The organism is Faecalibaculum rodentium (genome assembly GCF_001564455.1).
Classification (GTDB): domain Bacteria; phylum Bacillota_I; class Bacilli_A; order Erysipelotrichales; family Erysipelotrichaceae; genus Faecalibaculum; species Faecalibaculum rodentium.
Map to the genome: position 1 here is coordinate 489,119 of NZ_CP011391.1, position 23,185 is coordinate 512,303.

Consider the following 23,185-nt stretch of genomic DNA (forward strand, 5'->3'; position numbering starts at 1 on the left):
GATGGAACGGGATTTGATCTGCATTAACTGCCCAATGGGCTGCAACCTCCATGTTGTGATGGAAAAAGGCGAAGTTGTATCCGTGACCGGCAATACCTGCCCCCGCGGCAAGGCGTATGCCATTACGGAAGTGACCCATCCGGTGCGGATGGTGACCAGTATTGTACCGGTCAGCGATGGCAATATCGCCATGGTTTCATGCAAGACCAGCCAGCCGGTCGATAAAGGGATGATTTTCGATGTCACCCGGGCTATGAAAAATCTGGTTGTCAAGGCACCTGTTCATATTGGCGATGTTCTGATTGAAAACATTGCCGGCAGCGGTGCCGATCTGGTTGCAACCAAGAATATCGACCGGATTTAAGACCGATACCCCTCTCACACCCGGGAAGCCCGCTTCCGGTTTGAGAAGATCGACGAGTTCTACAAAAAGTCTTCCCGGTAAGGCAGGAAAATCCGCTTCGGCGGATTTTTTGTCTGTCGCGAATCATGTACCGTCTCTGGTGCCGATGCATGCTGCACGATATCATGGGTACAGTAAAGGACACCAATCATGACAGATACACAACAGACAACAAAACAGCCGCCGCTGGTGCTTCTCCATGGCCTGGGCCAGGATGCAGCCAGCTGGAAGCCGGTGATCCGGCACCTGCCTCCTGATACAGAGCTTGTGGCGCCGGAGCTGAAAGAGTACCTCGAAAACAGCGCACACTATGAACAGCTGGTCTTCGGGCTGGAACAAGCCTTGTCCCGAGTGGAACAGCCTGCCGACCTGGCCGGGCTGTCCCTGGGAGCCGTGCTGGCCCTGAACCACGCCCTGCAGCATCCGGACGCCGTCCGATCCCTGATCCTCGTAGCGCCGCAGGTGAAGATGCCCAGAGCACTTCTGAAGATCCAGAATGCTGCTTTCTCTCTGATGCCGGAAAAGATGTTTGCCGAAACGGGCCTGAACCGGATGCAGATGAAGACCCTGTCCACCAGCATGATGGACCTGGACTTTTCGAAACAGCTGAAGAACCTCACCTGTCCGGTACTGATCCTGGTGGGCAGCAAAGACCGGGTCAACCAGAAAGCAGCCCGCCAGCTGCTGTCCCTGGTACCGCAGGCGCGTCTGCTGATCCTGGATGGCGGTCATGAACTCAACCGGGACAATCCGGATCAGCTGGCGGGTATGATCCGGTTCTTCCGGCGGGAGCTTCTGGCTCATGGATGAAGTCAGCCGCACGCTGTACATCCCGCTGTATGGCAAAGCCCACGTCAGCCGCAACGGCATCATTCTGTCAGATCCCACCGCCGAAACGCTCTGGGACCGGGCACAGATCCGGCTGACAGGGAAGTCCCGCTCCAGATGGCTGGCGTATTATCTCGCCATGCGGGCGGTGGTGTATGATGCCTGGCTGCGGGAACAGATCCGCCAGAATCCCGATGCGGTGGTGCTGCACCTCGGCTGCGGTCTGGACAGCCGCATCCGCCGTCTGGGTCATCCTCCCATACAGTGGCATGACATCGACTTTCCCGACGTGATACGAGAACGGCGACACTGGTTCCGGGAAACAGAGACTTATACTATGACGGGCACCGATATGCGAAGCGGTGAGTGGAAGACGGTGATTCCCGGTGGACAACCCGCCATTGTGGTCATGGAAGGCGTGAGCATGTATTTCAAACCGGAGGAATTTGTCTGTCTGCTCACAGACCTGGGCACTTACTTCAGTGAAGTCCGCCTCCTCATGGACTGCTACAGCACCCGGGCTGCCCGACTGTCCCGCATGGGCAATCCCATCCGGGAGACAGGGGTAAACCAGGTATGGGGGATGGATGATCCCGAAGCACTTGCAGTAAAGACAGGACTGGTTTTTGTACAGGAACACGACATGACACCGGAGTGCTGCATCCGACAGCTTTCCTTTGCAGAACAGATGATTTTCCGGCAGCTGTATGCCGGAAGACTGGCCCGGGGACTGTACCGGCTGTATGAGTTCCGGAGCAGTCAGGAACCGGGGCAGGCGGTTTCCCCCCTCGCAGACCCCGAACGCGATCGCGATCATTGACCGGGAGCACCGGAATGTTCCGGTCCTGCAGCATGTGGCATACTTTTGTCGAAACACGACACAGACCACATGACAGGAGGACGATCGTATGGTTATGTCATTCAAAAAATGCACCCTGGAGGATGCAAATCTGCTCCAGGAGTTTTCTCACCAGACCTTCACTGATACCTTCGGTGCCGACACCAGGCCCGAGGACATGGAGATCTTTTTGCGGGAACGCCTGAGTCTGGAACGTCTGCAGGAGCAGCTCGCCAACCCGGATTCCGACTTTTACATGCTGTGGGACAATGACAAACCGGCGGGGTTCGTGAAACTCAACCGCGGACCGGCCCAGTCGGAGATGCAGGATCCGAAATCGCTGGAAATCGAACGGATTTACCTCTCCACCGACTACCAAGGGCAGGGGATCGGCCAAAGGCTGATGGACTTCGTGCTGGACAAAGCCAGGGACCAGGGTATGGACTATGTCTGGCTCGGGGTCTGGGAAGACAATGTGAAGGCCCTGAAGTTCTATGAACGAAACGGGTTCCTGCGGATCGGGGAACACATCTTCACCGTCGGCGAAGACGAGCAGACAGATTACCTTCTGCGCCGGAACCTGCGCGACGATCCATCGCAGCAGAAACACAAACACAGGCTGGCAGAGCCTGGAATCTGACTGCATGAGCAGCCAGTCACACTGGTCACTGTGACACAGACAAAAAGCGCCGGAACCGGCGCTTTTTATGTTTTCTAGCGGCAGACAGGGACAGTCTGTGTTTCACAACAGAGAACAGTGGTTTTCCGGGAAACGCGGCTTTCTGAGCCGTTGACTGATGATTTCCTTCAGGGAATAAACTCCCTTGAAGACAATCAGGATTTCCAGCCGGCCCAGGAGCATGCCCGCCATTTCCACCAGCAGCACCCCATCCGCTGTCTGGGGGCCGGTGGCGCCCATAGACAGTCCGACGGTCCCCAGAGACGAGGCAAAATCGAAAAAGCTGTCAGTGAGTGTCAGATCCGAAATGAGACAGATCAGCAGGGTCCCGGTCACCAGGATCGTCAGGTACAAGCCAATATATCCGAAAACCGAGCGGATCAGATCCCGGGAGGCCGTGGTTTTCCCCTGTGTGCGGACATAGGTGACAGGTGTGATCTCGGAAGAATCCGTCACCTGCCGGCGGGTCCAGAACCGCAGGGCTTTGGAAGCCAGACAGATCCGGAGCAGCTTGATGCCGCCGGCTGTGGATCCCATCCCGCCGCCAATCACCATGAGCACCATCAGCAGTCCGATGGCTGCCGCCGGCCAGCTGGCATAGCTCATGGAGGAAAACCCGGATGTGGAAAGCGCTGAAACCGCGTCGAAGGCGGCTTTCTGCAGACTTTCCTGCCAGGGCAGGTGAAGCTGGGAATACAGGATCCAGGCAAGGAGCCCGATGGCGACCACCAGCAGTCCGGCCATGAACCGGACTTCAGTGACTTTCAGGATCTGTCGGATCCTGCCTTTGGCCAGCAAAAGCAGGACTGCGAAATTCGTGGTGCCAATCAGCATCAGTACAATGGTGACAAGGTCGATGGACAGAGACTGGTATTCGCCAATACTGCCGGCGCGGGTGGAAAACCCGCCGGTGGACAGTGCGCACATGGCGTGGTTGACGGCATCAAACCAGCTCATCCCGCAGACCGTCAGTGCCAGGGTACCCACAGCGAGGAATCCCGCAAACAGAGCCAGCACTGTCCGGGCTGTGCGTTTCAGGCCAGGCATGAGCTGATCGGGATGGCCTTCGCTTTCAAACAGACGGATATCATGCGTGCCGCTGGTGGCAATGACCATCATCATCACAAACCCCAGCCCGCCGCAGAACTGCATGAAACTGCGGTGAAACAGAAAGATTTTCGGTACCGCCGCCACGTCCATGGCAGACAGCCCTGTGGTGGTCCAGCCAGAGACGGCTTCAAACAGCGCGGGAACCGGCCGCAGAAGTCCTGCCAGGATGAAGGGGAGGGCGCCTGCCACAAAAGCCCAGATCCAGGCGGCCAGCACGATGAGGGAACTGCGGCGGGTAATAGCCGGGCGGTTTTCCCGTTCCCGGCAAAATCCAGGGACATGGGCTGGCTGTGAGCACCGGATCCAGATGGCTCCGCCCAGTATCGCCGAGAGAGCAGAGGGGAGCAGGAAGCAGGAAAGATACTGGCTGTCAGCGGGATAAAAGGGAATCATGGTCAGGGGAACCAGGCACAGTCCTCCGATCAGAACCATCATCTTTCCCAGGCTGGACCAGTCGTTCCAGGCGGATGCCGCATGCTGCCGGTTCATGACTTACTCCCCCTTGAGCAGTGTCCGCAGCTGCGGCTCACAGTTGCCACCCACCAGAATCACGAGGCTGTCTCCGGATAAAAGCCGGGTACTGCCGGCTGGGATCAGCAGCTCATCCTGGCGGAGGATGCATCCCACAATCGTCTGGGCGGGAAAGGAAAGTTCCTCCAGTGTCCTGCCGACAGCCGCATCCTGTCCCTGCAGGTCGATCTGCATCTGACGAAGTCCGGTCTGGCAGTCTGTTTCCTGACTGGTCACAGTTTTGAGAAAGGCTTCATTTTCAATCATGGTGGCAATCACAGAAGCCGCACAGATGACCCGGTCTGCTCCCAGGCGGGTGAACACCTTTTTTTTCGAGAGATCGCTGACCAGGGAAATAGTCCGGGTCCCGGGGAACACCGCCTTGGCCAGCCGGCAGATCATCAGGTTGTCCGCATCCCGGGGACAAAGGGTGATGATGGAATCAAACAGGCTGGAAGACAGATCTTCCAGCACATAGGGTTTGGTGGCATCTGCACAGATCACTTTGCAGGGTGTACTTTCCGCCAGGTACTGACAGTCGTCCGCATTTTTGTTCAGGATGGTGATGCTGCAGCCCTTTTGTGCCAGAGACAGCGCCAGGGATTTGGCTTTGGTGCGGCCCCCGGCAATCAGGATCTGCTGTTTCATGCCCGGGACCCCGGAAAGAACCGTTCTTTTCGCTGGAACCCGGACTGTCTGTCGTGGTTTGTGATGAGACTCGAGCACTGCTGCAGACACAGCAGGTCGGGACAAATCACCTCGATCTGTGTGTCTTCCAGCACAGCCTGTCGGCTCATGTCCCGCAGGCGGACCAGAATATGCAGGGAAGGATACAGAGTGTTCAGCAGAAGCGCGCAGAGTACATTGGTACAGTCATCTTCTGTGACCACAAAGACCTTGTCTGCCTGCCGGAAATCCAACTGCTTGAGTTCTTCCATGTCGGTGGCTTCCAGGCGCTGTTTCATGCCGCCATAAGAGAATGACAGTTTCCGGAATGCTTCTTCATCGTGATCCAGAACAGTCACGCAGCGACCCTGTGCATACAATGTATTGGCCAGCAGGGAGCCAAGGCGGCTGCAGCCAATGACAAACACGCCCAGGGTTTTTTTATGAATATGAAACATGATTTTCTTCCTTTCTTGTTCTTGTGTGTTATGGCTTTTACCGGCGACCGGAAGAAAGCTTGTAAAGATGCGCCATGCCTTTGCGGTCATAGCCTACCTGGTAACCACAGGCTGAAACGTTTTCTCTTTCAGCAGGTCTGCATTCTTCTTCTGCAAACACACCTTCTCCGGAGTAGTAAAGCTCACTGAACCGGTTCAGATTCTCCAGAGACGGACGGTGACCAGGTTCCAGGGCCACAGCCGCCCGGAAATGGTGAAGGGCCATGATATGGGATCCTTCCTTTTCCAGCAGCAGACCCATCAGATTGTGGGGCTGGGCGGCATCGGGATACTGTCTCATGAGGTCGAGAATAACCTGTCTGCACGCGTCCAGGCGGCATTCTTTCAGAAGACTGCGGACCTGGCAGGTGACAGTTTCAATCGTGTGACCGGGGATCCTGTCACTTCTGTTCCCCGGACCGGGTTTCCGTTTTTGTGTATTCAGCGCTTTTGTAAAATTCAGCATACATTTTTCCTCGTTTTCTGTTGTGTCCCTATCATAGAAGGTCCTGTGCAAGATTGGTGTGAGGATGGCGCAAGCCATGTGAGGATTGTGTGAGGATGATATAATGCTCCTGCATTCCGGACAGTCCGGCAGCCGCCTGCGATACGGCAGGACCTGCCTGGAACATCCGGGAAAGGAGACAATGCAAGTGACCCAGTTCCATGGCAGTCTGCCAGGGTACCGGCTCAGGCAGACCGCTGCCAGTTTTCTGATCATGATCGCCTGCCTGTTGTGTTCCACCCTGGCAGGCATGCTGTTTTTCCATCAGGGATTGTCCGAGGATACGATCATCCTCCTGTATGTGATGGGGGTCGTGATCTGCACCAAACTGACACACGGAGCCGGATACGGCATTACGGCATCATTCGCAGCTGTACTGCTGTTCAATTATTTTTTCACCATTCCCTACAACTCGCTGGCGGTGGATGATTCCAACTATCCCGTCACGTTTTTCATCATGGGAGTCACATCCCTGATCGCAAGCACCATCACGTCCAGCGAAAAGAAAAGTGCCAGCACAGCCAGATTCCAGGCCGAGCAGGCAAATGCATTTTATGAACTCACCAGGAGCCTTCGCGGAACTGTGACCATGGAGGAAGCAGAGCAGAAAATCGTGACCTGTTTCCGGCAGACGTTCGGAGTCGAGGTCCGGTTTGCGCCGGGTGACAAACCGGCTGAAAGCTCGGTTTTTTTGAATGGCCCGGGAAACGGGACCAGTTCCCGGAAGAACCGGTTCCGGAACTGGGTCATTGCCGGCAAGGAGAAAACCTATGGCGTTCTCAGCATTCCAGAGCAGCAGGCGGATCAGCTGGACGAATCTCAGCTGCGCCTCATGGACTCCATGTGCCAGTGCGCTGCGCTGGGTCTGGAGAAAACCGACAGCATTTCCCGACAGCTGGAGATCCAGGAACAGGTGGTACAGGAACACTACCGGTCCGATCTTCTGCGTTCCATTTCCCATGATCTTCGTACCCCTCTGGCAGGCATCCTGGGAACCTGTGACATGCTTCTGGAGACCGAACCCGAACCCGCCAGGCGAAGGGAACTGATCAGAGGCATCCTGCAGGAAACTGCCTGGCTGTATTCTCTTGTGGAGAACATCCTGAGTCTGACCCGCATGGAAGAAGGACGGCTGAGTCTGCACTGCAGGCCGGAGTGCGCCGAAGAACTGGTGGAGGCAGCGATCCGCACCGTGGAGATCCGGCATCCTGACTGCCACATCGGGTTTGAGGTTCCTGCCGATCTGATCATGGTGCAGGCAGATGGCAAGCTCATCGTGCAGCTGCTGGTCAATCTTCTGGAAAACGCCATCCGGCACACACTGCCGGACAGTGGAATGGATGTGCAGCTGAAGGTGGACGACAAAGAGAACATGGCCGTCTTCACTGTCCGGGACGAAGGCTGCGGACTGGATCCCGGGGATCTGCCGCATCTTTTCGAGCCTTTTTACACCGGTGAAAAAAACCGCATGGACCGGGGAAGGGGAACAGGGCTGGGCCTTGCAATCTGCCAGTCCATTGCCCAGGCCCATGGAGGCTGGATCAGGGCCCAAAACCGCCTGGACCGATCGGGAGCGCAGTTTGAAGTCGGCATTCCTCTGTATGATGATGGCAGTCCCAAACAGGGATCCTCTCTGGACGAACCGGGTCAGACCGTAATGGAGTCTGCCAGCCAGTAAAAAGGAGCAAAGGAACATGAATCCGAATCATTCCGATATTCTGGTCATTGAAGACGACAAACAGATCCAGATCTTCCTGAAATATGTATTGGAAAAAGAACACTATGCCTGCCAGCAGGCTGAAACCGGTGAGCAGGCACTGACGAGGCTGGAAGACAGACCGGCGGATGTGATCCTTCTGGATCTGGGACTGCCGGATATTGATGGAATGGATCTCATCACAAAGATCCGGTCCCGGTCGGATACCACCCCGATTCTGGTGATTTCCGCCCGGGACCAGGATGAGGAAAAAGCCGCTGCCCTGGACCTGGGGGCGGATGACTACCTCACCAAACCGTTTTCCTCCACAGAACTGCTGGCCAGGATCCGGACGGCTCTGCGGCATTGTCCGGCAGCAGGTAAGCCGGCGGGGAAAGTCGGTGGGCTGACACTGGACCGCAATCAGCACAGGGCACTTCTTGGCGGCCGTGAGATCCACCTGACGCCTCTGGAATACAAACTGCTGGAAACCTTCTTCGAGTCCCCCGGAAAAGTGCTCACGACTCAAATGATCATTCAATCCGTCTACGGCATCCAGTATGCGCAGGATACCAGAGCCCTGCGGACGCTCATGGCCGGCCTGAGGCGAAAGATTGAGCCTGATCCTGGCCATCCGCGGTATATCATGACAGAAATTGGTGTCGGATACCGCCTGGCGGATGCCTGAGACCAGGCAGTATTGTCCAGTGGCACCGGTTTCCGTGTTTGACGACAGACCCTGCCAGCTTTGACAACACAACCGTCAGGCGGAAGACCGGCCTGGCGGGCTTTTTTGTGTTACAGTACAACACTGGAGGTTTTTCAATGCATAAAATGGAGTCCATGGACATCCGCCATCTGGTGGTTTCGATGTCCGTTCCCATAGCCCTGAGCATGCTGATGTCGGCTCTGTACAACATCATCGACAGCATGTTCGTCGCCGGGTATTCTCAGGAAGCCCTGCTGTCTGTCAGCCTGTGCTATCCCATCCAGACGCTGATGATTGCCATAGCCTGCGGAATCGGTGTGGGATTCAATACTGTCCTGGCGCGGTATCTCGGGGAACAGAAACCGGAGATGGCCAGTCAGTCCGTCCTCAATGGCATGCTGCTGGCGCTGATCAGCTGGCTGCTGTTCCTGGCCTTCGGGTTCCTGGGCTCCCGGTGGTTTCTCGGCCTCTTCACCCGGGAAGCGGAGGTCATTGCCCAGGGCGATGCTTACCTGATGATCTGCTGCGGGTTCTCCTTCGCGATTTTCTTCCAGATCACCTTTGAACGCATCATGCAGGCGACAGGCCGGCCGATGTACAATCTCGCGATCCAGGGAACCGGGGCGCTGATCAACCTCATCCTGGACCCGGTCTTCATCTTCACTTTCCATCTCGGAGTCGCCGGAGCGGCAATCGCAACGGTGATCGGCCAGGTCACCGCGATGGGCCTTGGCATCTGGATCACCCGCAGAAAAGTGCCGGAAATCCACATGGATATCCGGAAATTCCGGTGGGATGGGCCGCTTATGCTGCGGATCCTGCAGATTGGCATTCCCGCCATGGTCATGCAGGCTGTCATGAGTTTCATGTCGGTGTTCATGAACTGGATCCTGATGCCGTTTTCCGCCATGGCCGTCTCGGTCTTCAGTGTGTACATCAAGCTCCAGCAGTTTGTGTTCATGATCGTCATGGGCCTCACCAATGCCCTGATTCCCATCGTGTCCTTCAACTTCGGCGCCAAACGCAAAGACCGGATATTCCCGGCAGTCCGGTTCTCGCTGATGATGGCCACGGCAATCATGCTGGCAGGAACCATCCTGTTTCAGCTGATCCCCGGGCCGCTGCTGGCGTTGTTCAACGCCAATCAGGACATGTATGCCATTGGCATTCCGTGTCTGCGCATCATTTCCCTCAGTTTTGTCTTTGCGGGTGTGTCCATGATCCTGTGTTCTGCCTTCCAGGCCCTGGGTCATCCCGGGATGAGTCTTGGCATCACCCTGCTTCGGCAGCTGGTATTGCTGATACCGATGACCGCGATCCTGGCTCATCTGTATGGACTGGATGCGGGATGGAGTTCGTTTGTGGTTACGGAAGTGATCTGCGCGATTCTCTCGATCCTGGAATGGGGCAAAGTGAAAAAGCAGGTGAATCTCCAGCTGGCATAGCTGGGCAGGCTATTGATGATGAGCACGAGAAAAGGCGCCTGGGGATGGCGCCTTTTGCGTTATTCAAAAGTTATTTTCATGCTTTTTCCCAACGCACTTGCGATTTTGGAAATAGTTGCCAGACTGGTGTTTTTTTCGCGTTCGACCCTTGCAATCGTAGACTGTGGAACTCCAGCCCGGTCGGATAGTTGTCTTTGGCTGAGTCCAGCCTGGTGCCTTGCTTCCGAGATAGCCAGAGCACTATCCAAAATGGCTTTTTCTTCAATGAACTGTTGATGAAATTCTGGGTCTTTTAACTGATTCGCAAAATATTCGTTGAAATTAATGGTTGGCATGTTTTACCTCTTCTTCAAATTCTTTCTTTATGGTTTTGGCTCTTTGTATTTCTGATTTTGGAGTTTTTTGAGTTTTCTTTGTAAATCCGTGCGTTATAACGTAGCGATTATTGCTTACATGAAAATATAGTGCCCGCTGATTATTTGAACTTATTTTAGAGCGTATTTCAAAGATATCACTATCTATTTTTTTACCCATTCCATCTGCAAAGAAATCTGTATTCTGTGTTCCTGAACCTGATATATCATGGTCAGCAGTTTTGCCTTGTCCTTTAAGGGTAATTGATCAATAAATTCCAGAAATTTGTTATGGCCATTCGGCCGAGTATAGAACACGAAAACAGGATGATTCATGATGACCACAGTATAATATCAAACCTTATACGTGACCATTATATGCTGTCAGACAGTTAAGCTTAATACTTCCAGTAGCTTGAAAAATGCCAGTCAGTATGAACCAGCAAAAGGCGCCAGGGGATGGCGCCTTTTGTATATGACTTATACACAAACGGTTACACTTCCACCTTAGCGGGGAACCGCTGCTCAAACTCTTTCAGGATGCCCGAAAGGCGGTCATCCAGGAATTCCTCCGCCCTATTCCGGATATCCTCCGGTACCCCATAATAGGCCTCCGCAATAGATCCTGTAATGGCAGCCAGCGTATCGCTGTCTCCGCCCACTGAGATGGCATTGCGGATCGCATCCTCAAAATCCGTGGATTCGAAGAATGCCTCCATGGCCTGGGGGACTGTATCCTGACACGTTTCGTTGAACCGATAGGTCTCCCGGATCTCATCCAGCGTGAAGTCGATCGGGTAATAGTTCTCCGTGATGTACTTCCGGATTTCGTCCTTCGTTTTGCCGGTCCGTGCCAGATACACTGCCACGGCCGTGGCTTGGGCTCCCTTCAGGCCCTCCGGGTGGTTGTGCGTGACCTCCGTCACGGCTTTGGACAGAGCCTTCACTTTCTCCAGGGAATTGGCCACATAGCCGCATCCGCTGACACGCATGGCAGCCATTCAGACGTTTTTCCAGAGAGGAGAGAATCATGTTGTATGCTCTCAGAAGATTGTTGACCTTGCCTTTTCCTGCGTACTTCGGACCATGATATATGATTTTTTTCAAATCTTCGGAATTTATGGCAGGCTTGAGAATATGGCTGATGAATTCATCCTCCAGGTCGCCCTTCTGCTGCAGCCGAAAGGGATGCCATTTCGACCCGTCACCAATCAGTTCATTCTTGATGATATACCTGACTTCATTTGCTTCTTCGTTGTTCTTGTGACGGGCAAGCATATCTCTGAGGACTGCCAGAAAGATTGTCGATGTAGTCAGCCGCTGCTGACCGTCAATGATTTCTTCCACTTTTCTTCCGTCGCTTTCTCGGGTATTCGTGATCACCGGTCCAAAAAAGTAGCGGGAAGAATCTTCTTTTGTGTCGGCTTCTTCATAAAGGTCTTCCATAAAATCATTGATCTGGTCGGCACCCCACTCATAGCTTCTCTGGTAAGTCGGGATGATTGCATCAAGGGAATTCAGATATTCCCGGATTGTTTTGTCGCTTGTTTTGACTTGAAGGCTCATTGTAGTACCTTCTGATTCTTAATCAATTGTATTAGACCACAATCCTGTCACCAGATCAAAACCTGGTATAAGCGGAAGCACTTGAAATCCGGTAAACGGTCTGGAATTGCTTCATGACGATACAGCCAATAAAATATAGAAAACGGAAAGAGGAAGATTTATGGATTCGGTTAAACAGGCACAGGAGATTTTAAAACAGATACGGGATGAAAGGGAATGGAAGCAGTTTCACACTCCAGCCAATCTTGCAAAATCTATTTGTATAGAAAGTGCGGAGCTTCTCGAGTGTTTCCAGTGGAGCAACGATGTTTTTGACCTGCAGGATGTCAAGGAGGAGCTGGCTGATGTATTCAGCTATTGTCTGCTTCTGGCAGATACCCTGGATCTTGACCCCATGGACATAGTCATGGAAAAAGCCGGTAAGACCAGAAAAAAGTATCCGGTTGAAAAAGCGAAGGGTAAGAGTACGAAATATGACAAGCTCTGATATACCCGGTGAAAGAGCTCAGCTCATTGACTTTCCCTTTGACTCAAAACTGCCGACAGTCCTTGAAGATCAGTCTTTTGGGGTCAACTGGCCGGTAGTCTACATCCTGAACAGTGAAAAGGAAGCGTATATTGGTGAGACTTCGAACGCTTCCCAGCGCATGTCAGAGCATCTGAAAAACTGTGAACGGACTAGGCTGACCACTTCCACGATTGTGTATGATTCATCTTTCAACAAGTCTGTGATTCTTGATCTGGAATCTACATTGATTCTGTACATGACCACGGATGGAAGATATGAACTGCAGAATCGAAATGCAGGACAAAGCCAGGCCCACAACTACTATCAGAGAGCGGCTTATCAGACCAGGTTTAACCAGATCTGGCAGGATCTGATTGATCACCAGATGGCGCGGAAATCTCTGGAGGAAATTCAGAACTCAAACCTGTTCAAGTTCTCTCCATATAAAACACTGACTGTGGACCAGTACCGAGTCTGTATGGATGTCATTTCCATTATTTTAAAAAAGAATGCCGAACAGGCAGGTCTGACGACATATCAGCAGTTTGAGGTCCCTTCAGACCCAATATTCGTAAAAGGTTCAGCCGGAACAGGAAAAACGGTACTGGCAGTTTATCTTGTAAAGGCATTTTCAGAGCTGGCTCATTATTCAAAAGAGGATATTCTTTCCCTTTCCGATCGTTTCTCCTGGCTGACAGAAGATGAAACACTGCTTGAAGAGGCTGCAAAGCTGTCCCCGGGATTCAAAATCGGCCTGGTCATTCCTGTTACCTCCATGCAGAAGACGCTGAAAAATGTATTCAGGGAACTGAAGATGGCTTCAGTCAAAGTTGTCTCTCCGCAGGACGCTGCAAAGGAAAAATGGGATCTTCTCATTGTTGATGAAGCACATCGGCTGCGGCAGAGGAAGAATATCACCGGTTATAAGGCGTTTGATGATACCTGCAGACGACTGGGCCTTGACAAGCACAAGGCATCTCAGTTGGACTGGATACTGAAATGCAGCCGATTCCAGGTGTTCCTGTATGATGTGGCACAGCATGTAATGCCTTCGGATGCGCCGGAAGAGGCTTTCAGGAAGTGGCTACATTCAGCAACCCATATTTTTTCCCTTTCATCTCAAATGCGATGCTGGGGTGGTGAAGATTATCTGAACTATGTAAAGAAAATATTCAGTGACTGCCCACCCGAAACAAGGCTGTCATTCTCAGATGAATATACTTTTTCGATTTATGAATCCGCTGCTCATCTGCAGGCTGAGATAGTCAGTCTGAACCAGGTATGGGGTCTGTGTCGGATGGTTGCCGGCTACGGCTGGGACTGGATCACAAGAAAAGAGAAAAGTATACATACAGATCCTGAACTGTTTGATTTTGAACTGGACGGACATCGATTCATCTGGAATTCTGTACAAAGTGACTGGGTCAACAGCGAACATGCTTTGGATGAAGTTGGCTGTATCCACACTATTCAGGGATACGATCTGAACTATGTCGGAGTCCTGATTGGACCGGAAGTCGTCATCAACCCACAAACGCAAAGAATTGATGTAGATCTCTCAAATTACTATGACAAGAAGGGAAAGGCAGGAACAGACTTTGAGGAAGTCAGGGACTCCATTTTGCGGACCTATGCTGTTCTCTGCAGCCGCGGTATACGAGGAACACTGAATTATGCGGTTAATCCAGAGGTCCGGGAATACTTGAAACGATATTGCCCTGTGGTTTTATAGAATATCCTTTGCATCATGATTATTTACCAATTCTTCAATCAGGATTTCTTACTGTCAGAAGTCATTAACTGTGGTCAGCTGGACAAAACTCGACACCATTTTACCCAGCCTCCATCCAAGCCACACATCTGTCACACCAAAAACAGGCTGAAGCCCTCTTTCCGGCTTCAGCCTGTTGTCTGTTTATTGAATCATCACTATCCGCCAGCAACCCTTCCGGTATCCGTAAGCGACGTTAATTGCCCATATTAAAACAGGACTGATTCCCTGTACCATCATGGTATTGGGGACAGTCCTGTTTTCTATTTCTTATACAGATGTCCTGGAAGTGTCCTGGAGTATGGAAGCAGGTCTTCGAGTACTTCCTCTCTGATCCCTTCGTTCTTCAGCCTTGTCAGCACATATTCGATGTACTTCTCAGGCACCAGCCCATTCATGATTGCCGATTGGCTCAGACTGTACCATACTGCTGTTGCTTCCGCTCCTGCTTCCGTGTCCGCAAACAGGAACCCCTTCCGGCCTATCACGAACGGCTTCACCATCCGCTCCGCCAGGTTATTGTCGATCGGATAGTTCCCATCCTCCAGATAAAGGGCCAGCGAGTCTTTCCTTTTCAGGAAGTAGTTTGCTCCCTTTACTGCTTTCGAACCACTATCAAAACTCCGGGCGATCCGCTCCATTCCTGCGATCACCTGGTCAAAAAGCGGTTTAGACTCTTTCTGCCTCAGTTCGTATACTTCTTCCCGACTCAGTTTCTTCTTTTTCGCTCTGCTCTCCACTTCATAAAGCCTGTTGATGTTCCCAAGTGGCTCCAACAGGATCCCCAGTGCCGGATTCTCCCTGATATGTTTCAGTTTCATTTCTGTATCGTCTGGCAGATTCTTGAATGTCTGGTAGTCTGCACGGATCTTCACCGCATCATACAGATGCCGCCTCGCATGGGCCATACAACTCAGATGGACGGCTGCTGTGTAATTATCGTAGCCTTCGAATCCGTCTGACATCAGGGCCTTTTCGAATCCTTCTCCCAGGAATTCCCATACGAACTTCTGGGCCCTGCTCTTCTTGAACTGATAAATGACCATCTGTCTGGCTTCATGCTCTGCGCTGACCCCGACGATCATGTAACAGTTCGTCCGATCCTGATCCCGACTCACTTCCAGGCATTTCAGTACGGTCTCATCCATATGGACCACATCACATTCCCTGAAATCCTGTATCATCCTGTCCACCAGAGCTTCTCCATAAATCTGGGAAGACCGGATCATCCAGTTTGCCATGATACTCCTGCCGAGGTTGAATCCTCTTCGCTGCCAGTCTTGTTCCTGTCTGTAAAGAGGCAGTCCCATGACTGTTTTCTGGGCTATGATGTGGGACACAAGAGAAGGCGAAGACATCGTATTCTCCAGAAGCGGTGCTTCTTTGCGGGCAGCCGGGACCATCACAGGCTTTCCATCCTCATCTTCACAACCTTTGGGGCAGACATAATTATGATCCACTTCCACTTCGACATAGAGGCGCTGCGGAACGTATTTGATGGTCCGGTGTACAGTCGGTTTCAGCTCCTTCATGGCTGTGCCACATACAGGGCACACCGGGTCCTTGCCTGCATCCGGATACACATCGATGATCTTTTCAGGAAGCGCCTTTGCTTTCTCCTTCATGGATCTGCGCTTTTTGGGGGACGCCGGTCTCTCTTTGCTCACAGTTTCCAGGACAGCTGATTCATCCAGGTCTTCGGGAGAAGACGTGGATGCGATCTCTTCCGCCTCGTTGAACAGGGATATGAAAAGCTGCTCGCTTTTGGAAGCGAAGCGGTCCATGGCCGCCTTCCTGTTGATCTGGTCTTTCAGGAACAGGTTGTCGGCCAGGAAGAGAGCGGCATCGACCAGGTCATCATGATCCAGAGATTCGAGGCTTTCTTTCATGGATTTGCGGGTGTAGTTTTCGAAGTCAAAAGAAGATAAGAAGTCCATGGCAAAAGTATAGGATAAAGAGGAAAAGGGGCAAACTGAAATGCCTTAAATAATTATTATGCTCACAGTTCCAGAAATGGTTCATTCGATATGACTGAAAACGGTCAGGGATCAGGAAATCTGTCTAGATATATTGAGGCATCACATGCCTGAAAGCCCGCTTCTGGTTTATGTCCAGTCCTTCCAAAAGCCAGTCCAGCTGCTGTGGGGAGATCTGCAGAAACGGATCCGGGGAACTCATCCGCCATTTGAAGGTTCCTTTGCTCAGCTGCTTGTGAAGGAGCCAGAACCCTGTACCGTCATAATGGAGGAGCTTAAGCTTGTTGTGTCGTTTGTTGGTGAAGACGAACATTGCATTCTGGAATGGATCAGTGTTCAGGATCGACTGGACGTATGTACCCAGTCCATCTATGCCTTTGCGAAAGTCCACAGGTTCAGTGACCAGGTATAATCGGGAAATATCATCAAGTCCAGTCATGTAAAATCCCTCCGTGCCGGTATTGTCCCGCTACGGAGGGATTTGTCATAGATGGGTAATTAACGTCGCTTACCGGTATCCGCCCCTGCATCCACCATCAGTATCGTGACAGACATCTTCCTTTGCCTGCCCCTGTCCTCCATCATCCACATCATGGCAGGTGCTTCCAATCTCCGCCCCAGCCACCATCATCGGCATATTACTTCTGCTCCACCATGCCGTCACTTTTCACAATGAACCCGATATCCTTCACCGATTCTCCGGCCTGAATGGTGGCGTGATACTGCCCCGGCTTCACTGTGACTGTATTGCCGCTTGCAGAAATATCCCCATTCCAGGACTGGTCGATCGAGACCTCTTTCGTGAAATTCAGCACCTCGCTCCAGCCTGTGACCGGCTGATCGGAGTGGTTGGTCAGGGTCAGGTCAAACTGGGTAAAAACCATGCCATCGGAGTTCCAGGTATTGCTTTGCCTCAGTGAAACTTCAAGTTCATTGTCACCGGATTTCAATTCGGCAGTTTTCTCACTGCTGCCCGATGTGTCCTGGCTGTCCTTCTCTTCGCTGGTATCCTTGCCCGTGTACGCCTTCCTGAGCCACTGGCCCCATTCAGTGAGATCGGACAGGGAAGGGGAATCCGGATTGGTGCCTGGCCTGAAGATGGAACTGGCTTCGTCTTTGTCGCTGGTGGCCCAGGCAACACGCGAGATTTTGTCCTGGTCAAGCAGGTCGATCCAGGTCTGGCCGGACTGCTCATCCAGGGCCCCATTTCCCGAGGCTTCGGTGATGCCGAATTCGGAGACAAACATCGGCAGTTTCTGATCATAGGCGGTGCTCAGGTCCTGCCTTTGCTGGTCTTTGTGGGTCGCGGCGTAGAAATGCACGGTGTACATCATATTGCCGGCATCTTTCAGGAGGTCCTTTCCGGCTTCGGTTTCCGCCTGATTCCACTGGGGTGTGCCGACCAGGATCAGGGCGTTTTTGTCATTGGCCCGGATTTCCTGAATGACAGATTCTGCATAGGATTTCACAACAGGCCACGTCACGTCCGAACCGTTTGGTTCGTTGCATAGTTCGTAGATCATCGCGGGATTGCCTGCATACTTTCCGGAAACGTTTCCGAAGAATGCCCTGGCCTGTTCCTGGTACTGGGCAGGGTTGCCATCGGAAAGGATATGCCAGTCAATGATCACATACTATCCCGTGGCGACAGCCGCCTGCACGCCTTTGTCGATCAGCCCTTCCAGCTGTTCCTGGTCACCACCCGTACAGTAGCCATTGTTGTCAGCCGTATACATCGCCAGCCGAATCACCTGGGAACCCATTTCCTCTTTGAGGAACCGGAAGGTGTTCTCGTTGACGAACTCCGGCTTGTAGTTGATGCCGAAGGTGCTGTATCCCTGGAGGACGACAGGCTGGTTCCGGTCGTCCATGAGCCGCGGTCCATCCACATGCAGGGGGCTGAGTGTGACAGATTCTGTCTCGGGTTCTCCGGTCGTGTCATTCAAGGGTTCAGACTGAGCCGCTTTTGCATCCCCGGCTTGCGGACCGGCTGCAGAGGCACAGGCACAGAGGGCAGCTGCGAGGGGGAAAGAAGCAATGATTCGAAGGTGTTTCATGAAGTCCTTTCTGCAGCCGAAGGGCTGCTGCTGTAGTCATTGTATCTGTTGGAAGAGAAAAGAGCCGGGAGGAAGCAGGACGCGATTTGGGCAGATTTCGGAAAAACCGGGTTTTTTTCCAATTTTTCCGAAAATGATGGAAATGGCTGCCAGTGTCGGGTTCTTCATCCTCTTTCTTCATGTAAATCCCGTGTTTATCAATCTGCATGGTCCTGAGACATTTTCCAGCCAGTCAGTTTGAATTTGGGCATATATGATGCCCTGTAAGTCCTTACAATGTCAGTGACAGCAGATCAGAAAAGAACCTGATGGCAGATCCGGGTGCACACGGGAAGCCGAAGGGATCCTGAAGATACAGTCTGTTGTCTGGCCAGATGGCTGTGTCGGCAATTGGCAGAAGAAAGAGGAAAGACGATGAACGAGGAGAAAGAAACACGGAATCTGAATGAAGAGCGCCCCGAGGAGGCTGGATCAGAGCCTAGGGCAGGCGGCGAAGTCCGGGACCCGGAAGAAGTCACAGTACAGGCGGGTATTGAGCAGACGGAGGATTCTGACGGGAAGCCGGAGCCTGCAGAATCTGCAGACAGTCAGGAACTGGCAGAACAGGAACTGAACCCGGCAGAACCGGATTTGCCAGAGCTGCCGGGTTCCCCAGACCAGGAAACCGCCGGTCAGCAGAAAGAAACGCTGTTGAAGCAGACAGAATCTTCCATGGAAGCTGACCGGAAAGTGGATCAGGATCCATCGGCAGCACCGGATGTCCCTGCTTCAGAGAACACAGCTTCCTGTGAGGAACCGGTGACAGTATCCCCGGCTGTCCCGTCTTCGCCGAAAAAGGAATCCCTGTTCCGGCGAATGGCTGGCAAATCCTGGTATGTGAAGCGCGGACCGGAGATCCTGGTGGCTGTGAGTGCGGCTGCAGCTGTCCTGCTGGTGAGCACTGTTTCTTCAGCCTCTGCACAAAGCAGCCTGAAGGCGCAAAACGAGGCACTGTCCCTGCAGATCCAGGACCTGGAGGGGCAGGTATCGGATGCCGAATACCGGTACCAGGCAAAGCTGGAGCAGGTCAGGGAGCTGAAATCGGAAGTGGATGAACTGAAGCATGGAAAGTCCCGCCGGCTGGAGGAGGTGCAGGCAGCGCACAAGGACGGCGACTGGGAGAAAACCATTTCCCTGGCAGACGACCTGCATGAAGCCTATCCCGGCAGCGCAGAGGACACAGAAGGGCAGAAGCTGAAATCCGATGCTCAGAACAAAATCAAAGAGGCAGAAGAAGCCGAGAAAAAGAAGAAAGAGGAAGCCGCCAGAAAAAAGGCGGAAGAAGAGGCCCGGGGCTACGAGACCGGCATTACCTATGATCAGCTGGCCCGGACCCCGGACGATTATGTGGGAGAAAAGGTGAAGTTTTCCGGCCAGGTGATCCAGGTTTCCAACAGCGACGACGATGTGCAGATCCGTCTGGCCATCAACGGTGACTATGACCAGGTGATCCTGGCTTTCTACCCCAAAGACCTGGTGAAATCCAAGGTCCTGGAGGATGACCAGATCACGGTTTACGGTGTGTCACTGGGAGACTACACCTATGAAGCGGTGATGGGCAATGCAGTCACAGTCCCGCTGGTCATGGTGGACAAGATCGATCAGTAACCTGAAGCAGAAGCCGGATCGCGGAATCGTGAGCCGGCTTTTCGCCATAACAGAATCCGGAATGCCGGTGAATCGCGCTTCTGTCTCATCGGCATAGAAACCTGTCGCGTGTGCTACGATGAATCTGCAGAAATCATATACATCGGACAGGAGTTGGTGATCATGAAAACCACAGGCATCGGGACAGCGGCATTGTGCTTGCTCCTTTGCGGCTGCCAGAGTGCAGACATGCCGGAGACAAGGCCGGATACAGCTGACAAGGCTGCAGAGGTACAGCCAAAGGCAGAAGCAGATCAGGCTGTGTCAGAAGAAACAGATGACAACGAATCCAATCCAGCTGCACAAACGGAAGTCCTGCAGGTGGATGACATCCTGACAGACGGTGACTCGTACCTGGGACAGCAGATTTCCGTGGAAGGCCAGACTCCGCAGTCCATGATTGGTGACGAAAACGGGATCCCCATCGGCTTTTATTACCAGACAGGAAAACCGGGGGACCAGGACCACCGGATCCGGATCGAGATTCCGGAGGACACGCCGGGGATGTCGCTGGTCACAGTGTTCGGGACCCTGGATAAAGACCAGTCGGGGTACATCCTGCGGACCACACAGACAGAGGCGGTCCACCAGACCTGCGACGATGTGGGACACTGTACGAAGTATGATGAATGAGAGGGAGCCGGATGAAGAAGTCCGGCTCTCTTTGTCTTTGATGGACAACATGGCAGAGCGTTCTCTGTCGGGTGAACCGTGGCAGAGGCAGATCCGGACCGGGCAGACAAAAACCCGGTGCAGAAAACCTGCACCGGGTTCTGTGGATCGTGATTGTCTGGAATCAGTCTGCCCAGCCGTACTGTACGGTCTTCGCGTCTCCGACTGCCACCGAGCAGGTCTTGCCGCTGTAGGCCTTGTAGGATATCCAGGTATAGCCGTCCTTTTCGTAGACCTTGTTGTATTTCACGGAATCGCCCTTGTTGAAATACTTGCCGCTTTCCCTGGATTTCAGTCCATCGGTTCCATAGCGGATCCGGACGCGGTCCACCGTGAAGTGGAAGGTGCCGGATTTCGGGAGTTCGGACACCGGCTTGCCGGTCTGGTCGCCTGCGACACCGCTCGGCCCGGTCTGTTCGGCACTGGTGACATCCAGGGTCCAGATGCCGTTGGCTCCCTGTTTCATCACCCCTGTCAGCTTCGCGTCGCAGCCGCCGAAGTCCAGTTTCAGACCGGAAAGATACAGGCGCTGGGAGGTGTCTCCGGCTGCGGGATAGATCACAGTGGCAGGCTGTCCATCCGGGCCTGTCACTGCTGCCTGGGGCAGGGACCCCTGGACGGTGATGGTCTGGCCGTCATATTTTGCCGGGTTGCTCAGAACCTGCTTGACGGTAAGCACCGAAGGCGTGGCAGGCTGAGAGTCTGTGTTCTGCGAACCATCGCCCTGGGAACCGCTGTTCTGTGTGTTGTCAGCCGGCGTCTGTGTGCCGGCGGAAGCATCCGCGGCAGGCTGTTGAACACCCTGTGTTCCGGGATCCACATAGGCGGTGCCCTGATCGGCTGCGGGTGCCTGCTGTCCGCCATCGGCCTGTTCCGTGTCTTCCCCGGCCACGATTTCAATGGTCAGGGTGTTGCTGGTGATTTTGTCTTTGGTCGCCTTGATGGTATAGTTGCCGGCTTCGGCGGCCTTGAATTTGACGGTTGCGCCATCCACGGTGAGCGTTCCGCCGCTGATTTCAAAGTCCTCCTGCTTCAGCTCGGTGCCGGCAGGAGTCGTCTTGACTGCAATGTCGATTTCCTCATCCACCTTCGCGGTATGGAATTCGGATGACAGGGTGATTGCCGACAATGTCTGTTTGTCGGTTTCTGCCGTCTTGTCTTCCTGTTTCGGGGTGCAGGCTGTGCAGCCTGCCAGTCCCAGTACCGCTGCGGCGAGAAGAGTATACAGGATTCGATTCATGGTAAAAGTCCTCCACTCAGTATTGTAGGGAAATTCCGGGACTTTTTCATCAAACTCAATGGATTTTGCGAAATCGGGTTTCGAAGGCACGAAAAACGAAACCAAAGGCCAGGTTGCGTATCCTGTAGGTGACGGAGAAACACGAAGCAGGAAACCGAGGTGGACAGGATGATGGAACTCTGGAAAACACAGGAGGGGACACTGCACCGGCTGGAAACACCTGAACCAGGGTGCTGGGTGCGGCTCACAGACCCGGATGAGAAGGAACTTGCATGGGTGAAGGAGACTTTCGGCATTCCCGGAAAAGACCTGGAGGGTCCCATGGATCTCCAGGAAACGCCGGGTGCCCGGGTCACGGATGAGTCTGCGCAGATCCTGCTGGATGTACCAGCCCTGAGCCAGGGAGTGGATGGCGGGTTTCAGGCCATTCCACTGGGGCTTGTGGTGAAGAAGGACGTGGTGGTGACTGTCAGCAGCCGGAAAAACACGGTCCTGGATGCCCTGACAGCCGGGAAGGGACCGGTGCCAGATACAGCCAGTCCGGTGGAGTTCGTGAATGGTGTGCTGGCAGCGGTGGCCCGCAACTATCAGGATGATTTACGGAAGCTCGATGCCCGACGGCAGGAAGTGGAAACCAGGGCGGGGGAGCAGGTCGCAAAGCAGGACCTGATCACACTGCACAACGTGGAAACCTCCCTGATCTGGTTTGGCTGCAGCCTGAAGGCCAATGTGAAGGCGCTGGAACAGCTCCGGGACCAGCTGTCTTCGTCGGAATTCTGTCAGGAGCAGGAGACACTGGAGGAAGCGGCGGGGGAAATGAACCAGGCAGCGGCCATGACGGACATGTATCGGGAGATCGCGTCGGCGACCCGGGGCCTGGTGGCGGATCTGGCGGACAACCGGCTGAACAATGTCATGAAGTTTCTGACCTCCATGACGCTCGTACTGGCAGTCCCGACCATCGTGTCCGGGTTCTATGGCATGAATGTGAACGAGGACTCCATCCCGCTGGCGGACCTGACCCACAGTTTCCTGGTCGTGGTGGTCCTGACGCTGGTGCTGACGGTGCTGGTGATCGTGGTCCTGAAAAAGAAGAAAATGCTGTAGGGCAGCCCGGCCAGGGACGCTCGCAGGCAAAGCATATAAAAGGCCCCTGCAATCCGGCCGGATGCAGGGGCCTTTGTCATCTCCTCTTTCCGGAGAACAGGACATAGGCGCCGTAGCAGGCGCAGAAGACGACGGCAAGGATCAGGCAGATCTTGACGACGCCCTTGAAGATTTTCCAGATGATCGGCAGCAGGATCACTGCAAGAATGATGGCGCCAATGGCGAATACATAGGCGTATCCCGGCGTCTGGCTGTTGTTCTGATTGTTCATGGACTCAGTGTAACACCTGTTTCTTAAGAAACAAAAAACAGTGAATGATACGACCTGCATTTTGAAACAGCCGGCAGCCTCCGGACAACCGA

25 protein-coding genes and 1 pseudogene are annotated in these 23,185 nt (G+C 53.5%); 12 read left to right on the top strand and 14 right to left on the bottom strand.

Features of this window, described 5'->3' with window-relative positions; all coding sequences use genetic code 11:
* The first annotated feature begins 1 nt into the window (after position 1).
* The 4 genes from aalo17_RS02405 to aalo17_RS02420 all read left to right on the top strand — a co-directional run bounded on the left by aalo17_RS02405 (position 2) and on the right by aalo17_RS02420 (position 2,709).
* Complete coding sequence (locus aalo17_RS02405; protein ID WP_067555129.1) at positions 2-364, top strand: DUF1667 domain-containing protein; 363 nt, start codon at positions 2-4, stop codon at positions 362-364.
* Between the two features lie 189 nt (positions 365-553).
* On the top strand, positions 554-1,213 hold the full coding sequence (locus aalo17_RS02410) for an alpha/beta fold hydrolase (RefSeq protein ID WP_067555132.1): 660 nt from the start codon (positions 554-556) through the stop codon (positions 1,211-1,213).
* Complete coding sequence (locus aalo17_RS02415; protein ID WP_067555135.1) at positions 1,206-2,051, top strand: class I SAM-dependent methyltransferase; 846 nt, start codon at positions 1,206-1,208, stop codon at positions 2,049-2,051. The genes aalo17_RS02410 and aalo17_RS02415 overlap by 8 nt, the downstream gene beginning before the upstream one ends.
* 94 nt (positions 2,052-2,145) lie before the next feature.
* Entirely contained in the window at positions 2,146-2,709 is a 564-nt protein-coding gene (locus aalo17_RS02420) for a GNAT family N-acetyltransferase (protein ID WP_158507683.1), read from the top strand.
* A 102-nt stretch (positions 2,710-2,811) separates the two neighbouring features.
* Here the strand turns inward: aalo17_RS02420 and aalo17_RS02425 are convergent, their stop codons facing one another.
* Genes aalo17_RS02425 through aalo17_RS02440 form a run of 4 tightly spaced genes read right to left on the bottom strand, consistent with a single transcriptional unit; the run spans position 2,812 to position 5,997 of the window.
* The gene (locus aalo17_RS02425; protein WP_067555141.1) at positions 2,812-4,347 is read right to left on the bottom strand and encodes a TrkH family potassium uptake protein; all 1,536 of its coding nucleotides are present in this window, start codon (positions 4,345-4,347) and stop codon (positions 2,812-2,814) included.
* 3 nt (positions 4,348-4,350) lie between these two features.
* The gene (locus tag aalo17_RS02430) at positions 4,351-5,016 is read right to left on the bottom strand and encodes a potassium channel family protein (protein WP_067555145.1); all 666 of its coding nucleotides are present in this window, start codon (positions 5,014-5,016) and stop codon (positions 4,351-4,353) included.
* Positions 5,013-5,492, bottom strand: coding sequence for an NAD-binding protein (locus aalo17_RS02435; RefSeq protein ID WP_067555147.1), 480 nt, complete (start codon positions 5,490-5,492; stop codon positions 5,013-5,015). Before aalo17_RS02435 ends, aalo17_RS02430 begins: the two co-directional genes overlap by 4 nt.
* Before the next feature lie 37 nt (positions 5,493-5,529).
* A complete protein-coding gene (locus aalo17_RS02440) occupies positions 5,530-5,997 on the bottom strand; it encodes a hypothetical protein (RefSeq protein ID WP_067555150.1) in 468 nt (155 codons plus the stop codon).
* Between the two features lie 181 nt (positions 5,998-6,178).
* Here aalo17_RS02440 and aalo17_RS02445 point away from each other — a divergent pair, with 181 nt between their 5' ends.
* From aalo17_RS02445 to aalo17_RS02455, 3 genes are all read left to right on the top strand, one after another.
* Positions 6,179-7,714, top strand: coding sequence for an ATP-binding protein (locus aalo17_RS02445; protein ID WP_158507685.1), 1,536 nt, complete (start codon positions 6,179-6,181; stop codon positions 7,712-7,714).
* Between the two features lie 16 nt (positions 7,715-7,730).
* Positions 7,731-8,420: a response regulator transcription factor gene (locus tag aalo17_RS02450; RefSeq protein ID WP_067555154.1), complete on the top strand. Its 690-nt coding sequence runs from the start codon at positions 7,731-7,733 to the stop codon at positions 8,418-8,420.
* 137 nt (positions 8,421-8,557) lie between these two features.
* Positions 8,558-9,886: an MATE family efflux transporter gene (locus aalo17_RS02455; protein WP_067555155.1), complete on the top strand. Its 1,329-nt coding sequence runs from the start codon at positions 8,558-8,560 to the stop codon at positions 9,884-9,886.
* A gap of 59 nt (positions 9,887-9,945) precedes the next feature.
* Here aalo17_RS02455 and aalo17_RS02460 read toward each other — a convergent pair whose 3' ends face one another.
* From aalo17_RS02460 to aalo17_RS13270, 4 genes and pseudogenes are all read right to left on the bottom strand, one after another.
* Positions 9,946-10,221 carry a helix-turn-helix domain-containing protein gene (locus aalo17_RS02460; protein WP_067555157.1) on the bottom strand — a complete coding sequence of 92 codons (276 nt, stop codon included), beginning with the start codon at positions 10,219-10,221 and terminating at the stop codon, positions 9,946-9,948.
* A complete protein-coding gene (locus tag aalo17_RS12990) occupies positions 10,208-10,420 on the bottom strand; it encodes a type II toxin-antitoxin system RelE/ParE family toxin (RefSeq protein WP_236940500.1) in 213 nt (70 codons plus the stop codon). The genes aalo17_RS02460 and aalo17_RS12990 overlap by 14 nt, the downstream gene beginning before the upstream one ends.
* Positions 10,421-10,733: 313 nt before the next feature.
* Complete coding sequence (locus aalo17_RS02470) at positions 10,734-11,240, bottom strand: ADP-ribosylglycohydrolase family protein (RefSeq protein ID WP_082743192.1); 507 nt, start codon at positions 11,238-11,240, stop codon at positions 10,734-10,736.
* Between the two features lie 247 nt (positions 11,241-11,487).
* Positions 11,488-11,805: pseudogene (locus tag aalo17_RS13270) on the bottom strand (DUF262 domain-containing protein); the annotation flags it as partial.
* Positions 11,806-11,965: 160 nt separating this feature from the next.
* On the opposite strand from aalo17_RS13270, the gene aalo17_RS02480 reads away from it, so the two are divergent.
* Together aalo17_RS02480 and aalo17_RS02485 are read left to right on the top strand one after the other, a co-directional pair.
* Positions 11,966-12,292, top strand: coding sequence for a nucleotide pyrophosphohydrolase (locus aalo17_RS02480; RefSeq protein WP_067555167.1), 327 nt, complete (start codon positions 11,966-11,968; stop codon positions 12,290-12,292).
* Positions 12,279-14,045: a DUF2075 domain-containing protein gene (locus tag aalo17_RS02485; RefSeq protein WP_067555170.1), complete on the top strand. Its 1,767-nt coding sequence runs from the start codon at positions 12,279-12,281 to the stop codon at positions 14,043-14,045. Before aalo17_RS02480 ends, aalo17_RS02485 begins: the two co-directional genes overlap by 14 nt.
* A gap of 302 nt (positions 14,046-14,347) precedes the next feature.
* Here the strand turns inward: aalo17_RS02485 and tnpC are convergent, their stop codons facing one another.
* The 4 genes from tnpC to aalo17_RS02505 form a co-directional block, all read right to left on the bottom strand.
* Positions 14,348-16,021 carry an IS66 family transposase gene (gene tnpC / locus aalo17_RS02490; RefSeq protein WP_082743194.1) on the bottom strand — a complete coding sequence of 558 codons (1,674 nt, stop codon included), beginning with the start codon at positions 16,019-16,021 and terminating at the stop codon, positions 14,348-14,350.
* A 124-nt stretch (positions 16,022-16,145) separates the two neighbouring features.
* Positions 16,146-16,499 carry an IS66 family insertion sequence element accessory protein TnpB gene (gene tnpB / locus aalo17_RS02495; protein WP_067553980.1) on the bottom strand — a complete coding sequence of 118 codons (354 nt, stop codon included), beginning with the start codon at positions 16,497-16,499 and terminating at the stop codon, positions 16,146-16,148.
* Positions 16,500-16,698: 199 nt separating this feature from the next.
* Complete coding sequence (locus aalo17_RS02500) at positions 16,699-17,691, bottom strand: cellulase family glycosylhydrolase (protein WP_067555175.1); 993 nt, start codon at positions 17,689-17,691, stop codon at positions 16,699-16,701.
* Positions 17,692-17,694: 3 nt separating this feature from the next.
* Positions 17,695-18,117 carry a glycoside hydrolase family protein gene (locus aalo17_RS02505; RefSeq protein ID WP_067555178.1) on the bottom strand — a complete coding sequence of 141 codons (423 nt, stop codon included), beginning with the start codon at positions 18,115-18,117 and terminating at the stop codon, positions 17,695-17,697.
* Positions 18,118-18,531: 414 nt separating this feature from the next.
* Between aalo17_RS02505 and aalo17_RS02515 the strand changes: the two genes are divergently transcribed.
* Positions 18,532-19,764 carry a hypothetical protein gene (locus aalo17_RS02515; RefSeq protein ID WP_067555184.1) on the top strand — a complete coding sequence of 411 codons (1,233 nt, stop codon included), beginning with the start codon at positions 18,532-18,534 and terminating at the stop codon, positions 19,762-19,764.
* Positions 19,765-19,926: 162 nt separating this feature from the next.
* Positions 19,927-20,436 (top strand): hypothetical protein, encoded by a 510-nt coding sequence (locus aalo17_RS02520; RefSeq protein ID WP_145907449.1) that lies wholly within the window; start codon positions 19,927-19,929, stop codon positions 20,434-20,436.
* Between the two features lie 163 nt (positions 20,437-20,599).
* Here aalo17_RS02520 and aalo17_RS02525 read toward each other — a convergent pair whose 3' ends face one another.
* Positions 20,600-21,715: an SH3 domain-containing protein gene (locus aalo17_RS02525; protein WP_067555190.1), complete on the bottom strand. Its 1,116-nt coding sequence runs from the start codon at positions 21,713-21,715 to the stop codon at positions 20,600-20,602.
* 168 nt (positions 21,716-21,883) lie between these two features.
* Between aalo17_RS02525 and aalo17_RS02530 the strand changes: the two genes are divergently transcribed.
* Entirely contained in the window at positions 21,884-22,822 is a 939-nt protein-coding gene (locus aalo17_RS02530) for a magnesium transporter CorA family protein (RefSeq protein WP_145907452.1), read from the top strand.
* Positions 22,823-22,898: 76 nt separating this feature from the next.
* Here aalo17_RS02530 and aalo17_RS02535 read toward each other — a convergent pair whose 3' ends face one another.
* Positions 22,899-23,093 (bottom strand): hypothetical protein, encoded by a 195-nt coding sequence (locus aalo17_RS02535; protein ID WP_067555196.1) that lies wholly within the window; start codon positions 23,091-23,093, stop codon positions 22,899-22,901.
* Positions 23,094-23,185 lie beyond the last annotated feature (92 nt).

Excerpts from the sequence above, each read along its gene's own strand:
- aalo17_RS02470 (WP_082743192.1), bottom strand. The coding sequence starts at position 11,240 with ATGGCTGCCATGCGTGTCAGCGGATGCGGCTATGTGGCCAATTCCCTG.
- aalo17_RS12990 (WP_236940500.1), bottom strand. The coding sequence starts at position 10,420 with ATGGGTAAAAAAATAGATAGTGATATCTTTGAAATACGCTCTAAAATA.
- aalo17_RS02480 (WP_067555167.1), top strand. The coding sequence starts at position 11,966 with ATGGATTCGGTTAAACAGGCACAGGAGATTTTAAAACAGATACGGGAT.
- aalo17_RS02530 (WP_145907452.1), top strand. The coding sequence starts at position 21,884 with ATGATGGAACTCTGGAAAACACAGGAGGGGACACTGCACCGGCTGGAA.
- aalo17_RS02455 (WP_067555155.1), top strand. The coding sequence starts at position 8,558 with ATGCATAAAATGGAGTCCATGGACATCCGCCATCTGGTGGTTTCGATG.
- aalo17_RS02525 (WP_067555190.1), bottom strand. The coding sequence starts at position 21,715 with ATGAATCGAATCCTGTATACTCTTCTCGCCGCAGCGGTACTGGGACTG.
- aalo17_RS02535 (WP_067555196.1), bottom strand. The coding sequence starts at position 23,093 with ATGAACAATCAGAACAACAGCCAGACGCCGGGATACGCCTATGTATTC.
- aalo17_RS02450 (WP_067555154.1), top strand. The coding sequence starts at position 7,731 with ATGAATCCGAATCATTCCGATATTCTGGTCATTGAAGACGACAAACAG.
- aalo17_RS02515 (WP_067555184.1), top strand. The coding sequence starts at position 18,532 with ATGAACGAGGAGAAAGAAACACGGAATCTGAATGAAGAGCGCCCCGAG.
- aalo17_RS02420 (WP_158507683.1), top strand. The coding sequence starts at position 2,146 with ATGTCATTCAAAAAATGCACCCTGGAGGATGCAAATCTGCTCCAGGAG.
- aalo17_RS02410 (WP_067555132.1), top strand. The coding sequence starts at position 554 with ATGACAGATACACAACAGACAACAAAACAGCCGCCGCTGGTGCTTCTC.
- aalo17_RS02485 (WP_067555170.1), top strand. The coding sequence starts at position 12,279 with ATGACAAGCTCTGATATACCCGGTGAAAGAGCTCAGCTCATTGACTTT.
- aalo17_RS02440 (WP_067555150.1), bottom strand. The coding sequence starts at position 5,997 with ATGCTGAATTTTACAAAAGCGCTGAATACACAAAAACGGAAACCCGGT.
- aalo17_RS02430 (WP_067555145.1), bottom strand. The coding sequence starts at position 5,016 with ATGAAACAGCAGATCCTGATTGCCGGGGGCCGCACCAAAGCCAAATCC.
- aalo17_RS02425 (WP_067555141.1), bottom strand. The coding sequence starts at position 4,347 with ATGAACCGGCAGCATGCGGCATCCGCCTGGAACGACTGGTCCAGCCTG.
- aalo17_RS02405 (WP_067555129.1), top strand. The coding sequence starts at position 2 with ATGGAACGGGATTTGATCTGCATTAACTGCCCAATGGGCTGCAACCTC.
- aalo17_RS02415 (WP_067555135.1), top strand. The coding sequence starts at position 1,206 with ATGGATGAAGTCAGCCGCACGCTGTACATCCCGCTGTATGGCAAAGCC.
- tnpC (WP_082743194.1), bottom strand. The coding sequence starts at position 16,021 with ATGGACTTCTTATCTTCTTTTGACTTCGAAAACTACACCCGCAAATCC.
- tnpB (WP_067553980.1), bottom strand. The coding sequence starts at position 16,499 with ATGACTGGACTTGATGATATTTCCCGATTATACCTGGTCACTGAACCT.
- aalo17_RS02435 (WP_067555147.1), bottom strand. The coding sequence starts at position 5,492 with ATGTTTCATATTCATAAAAAAACCCTGGGCGTGTTTGTCATTGGCTGC.
- aalo17_RS02520 (WP_145907449.1), top strand. The coding sequence starts at position 19,927 with ATGAAAACCACAGGCATCGGGACAGCGGCATTGTGCTTGCTCCTTTGC.
- aalo17_RS02505 (WP_067555178.1), bottom strand. The coding sequence starts at position 18,117 with ATGAAACACCTTCGAATCATTGCTTCTTTCCCCCTCGCAGCTGCCCTC.
- aalo17_RS02445 (WP_158507685.1), top strand. The coding sequence starts at position 6,179 with ATGCAAGTGACCCAGTTCCATGGCAGTCTGCCAGGGTACCGGCTCAGG.
- aalo17_RS02460 (WP_067555157.1), bottom strand. The coding sequence starts at position 10,221 with ATGCCAACCATTAATTTCAACGAATATTTTGCGAATCAGTTAAAAGAC.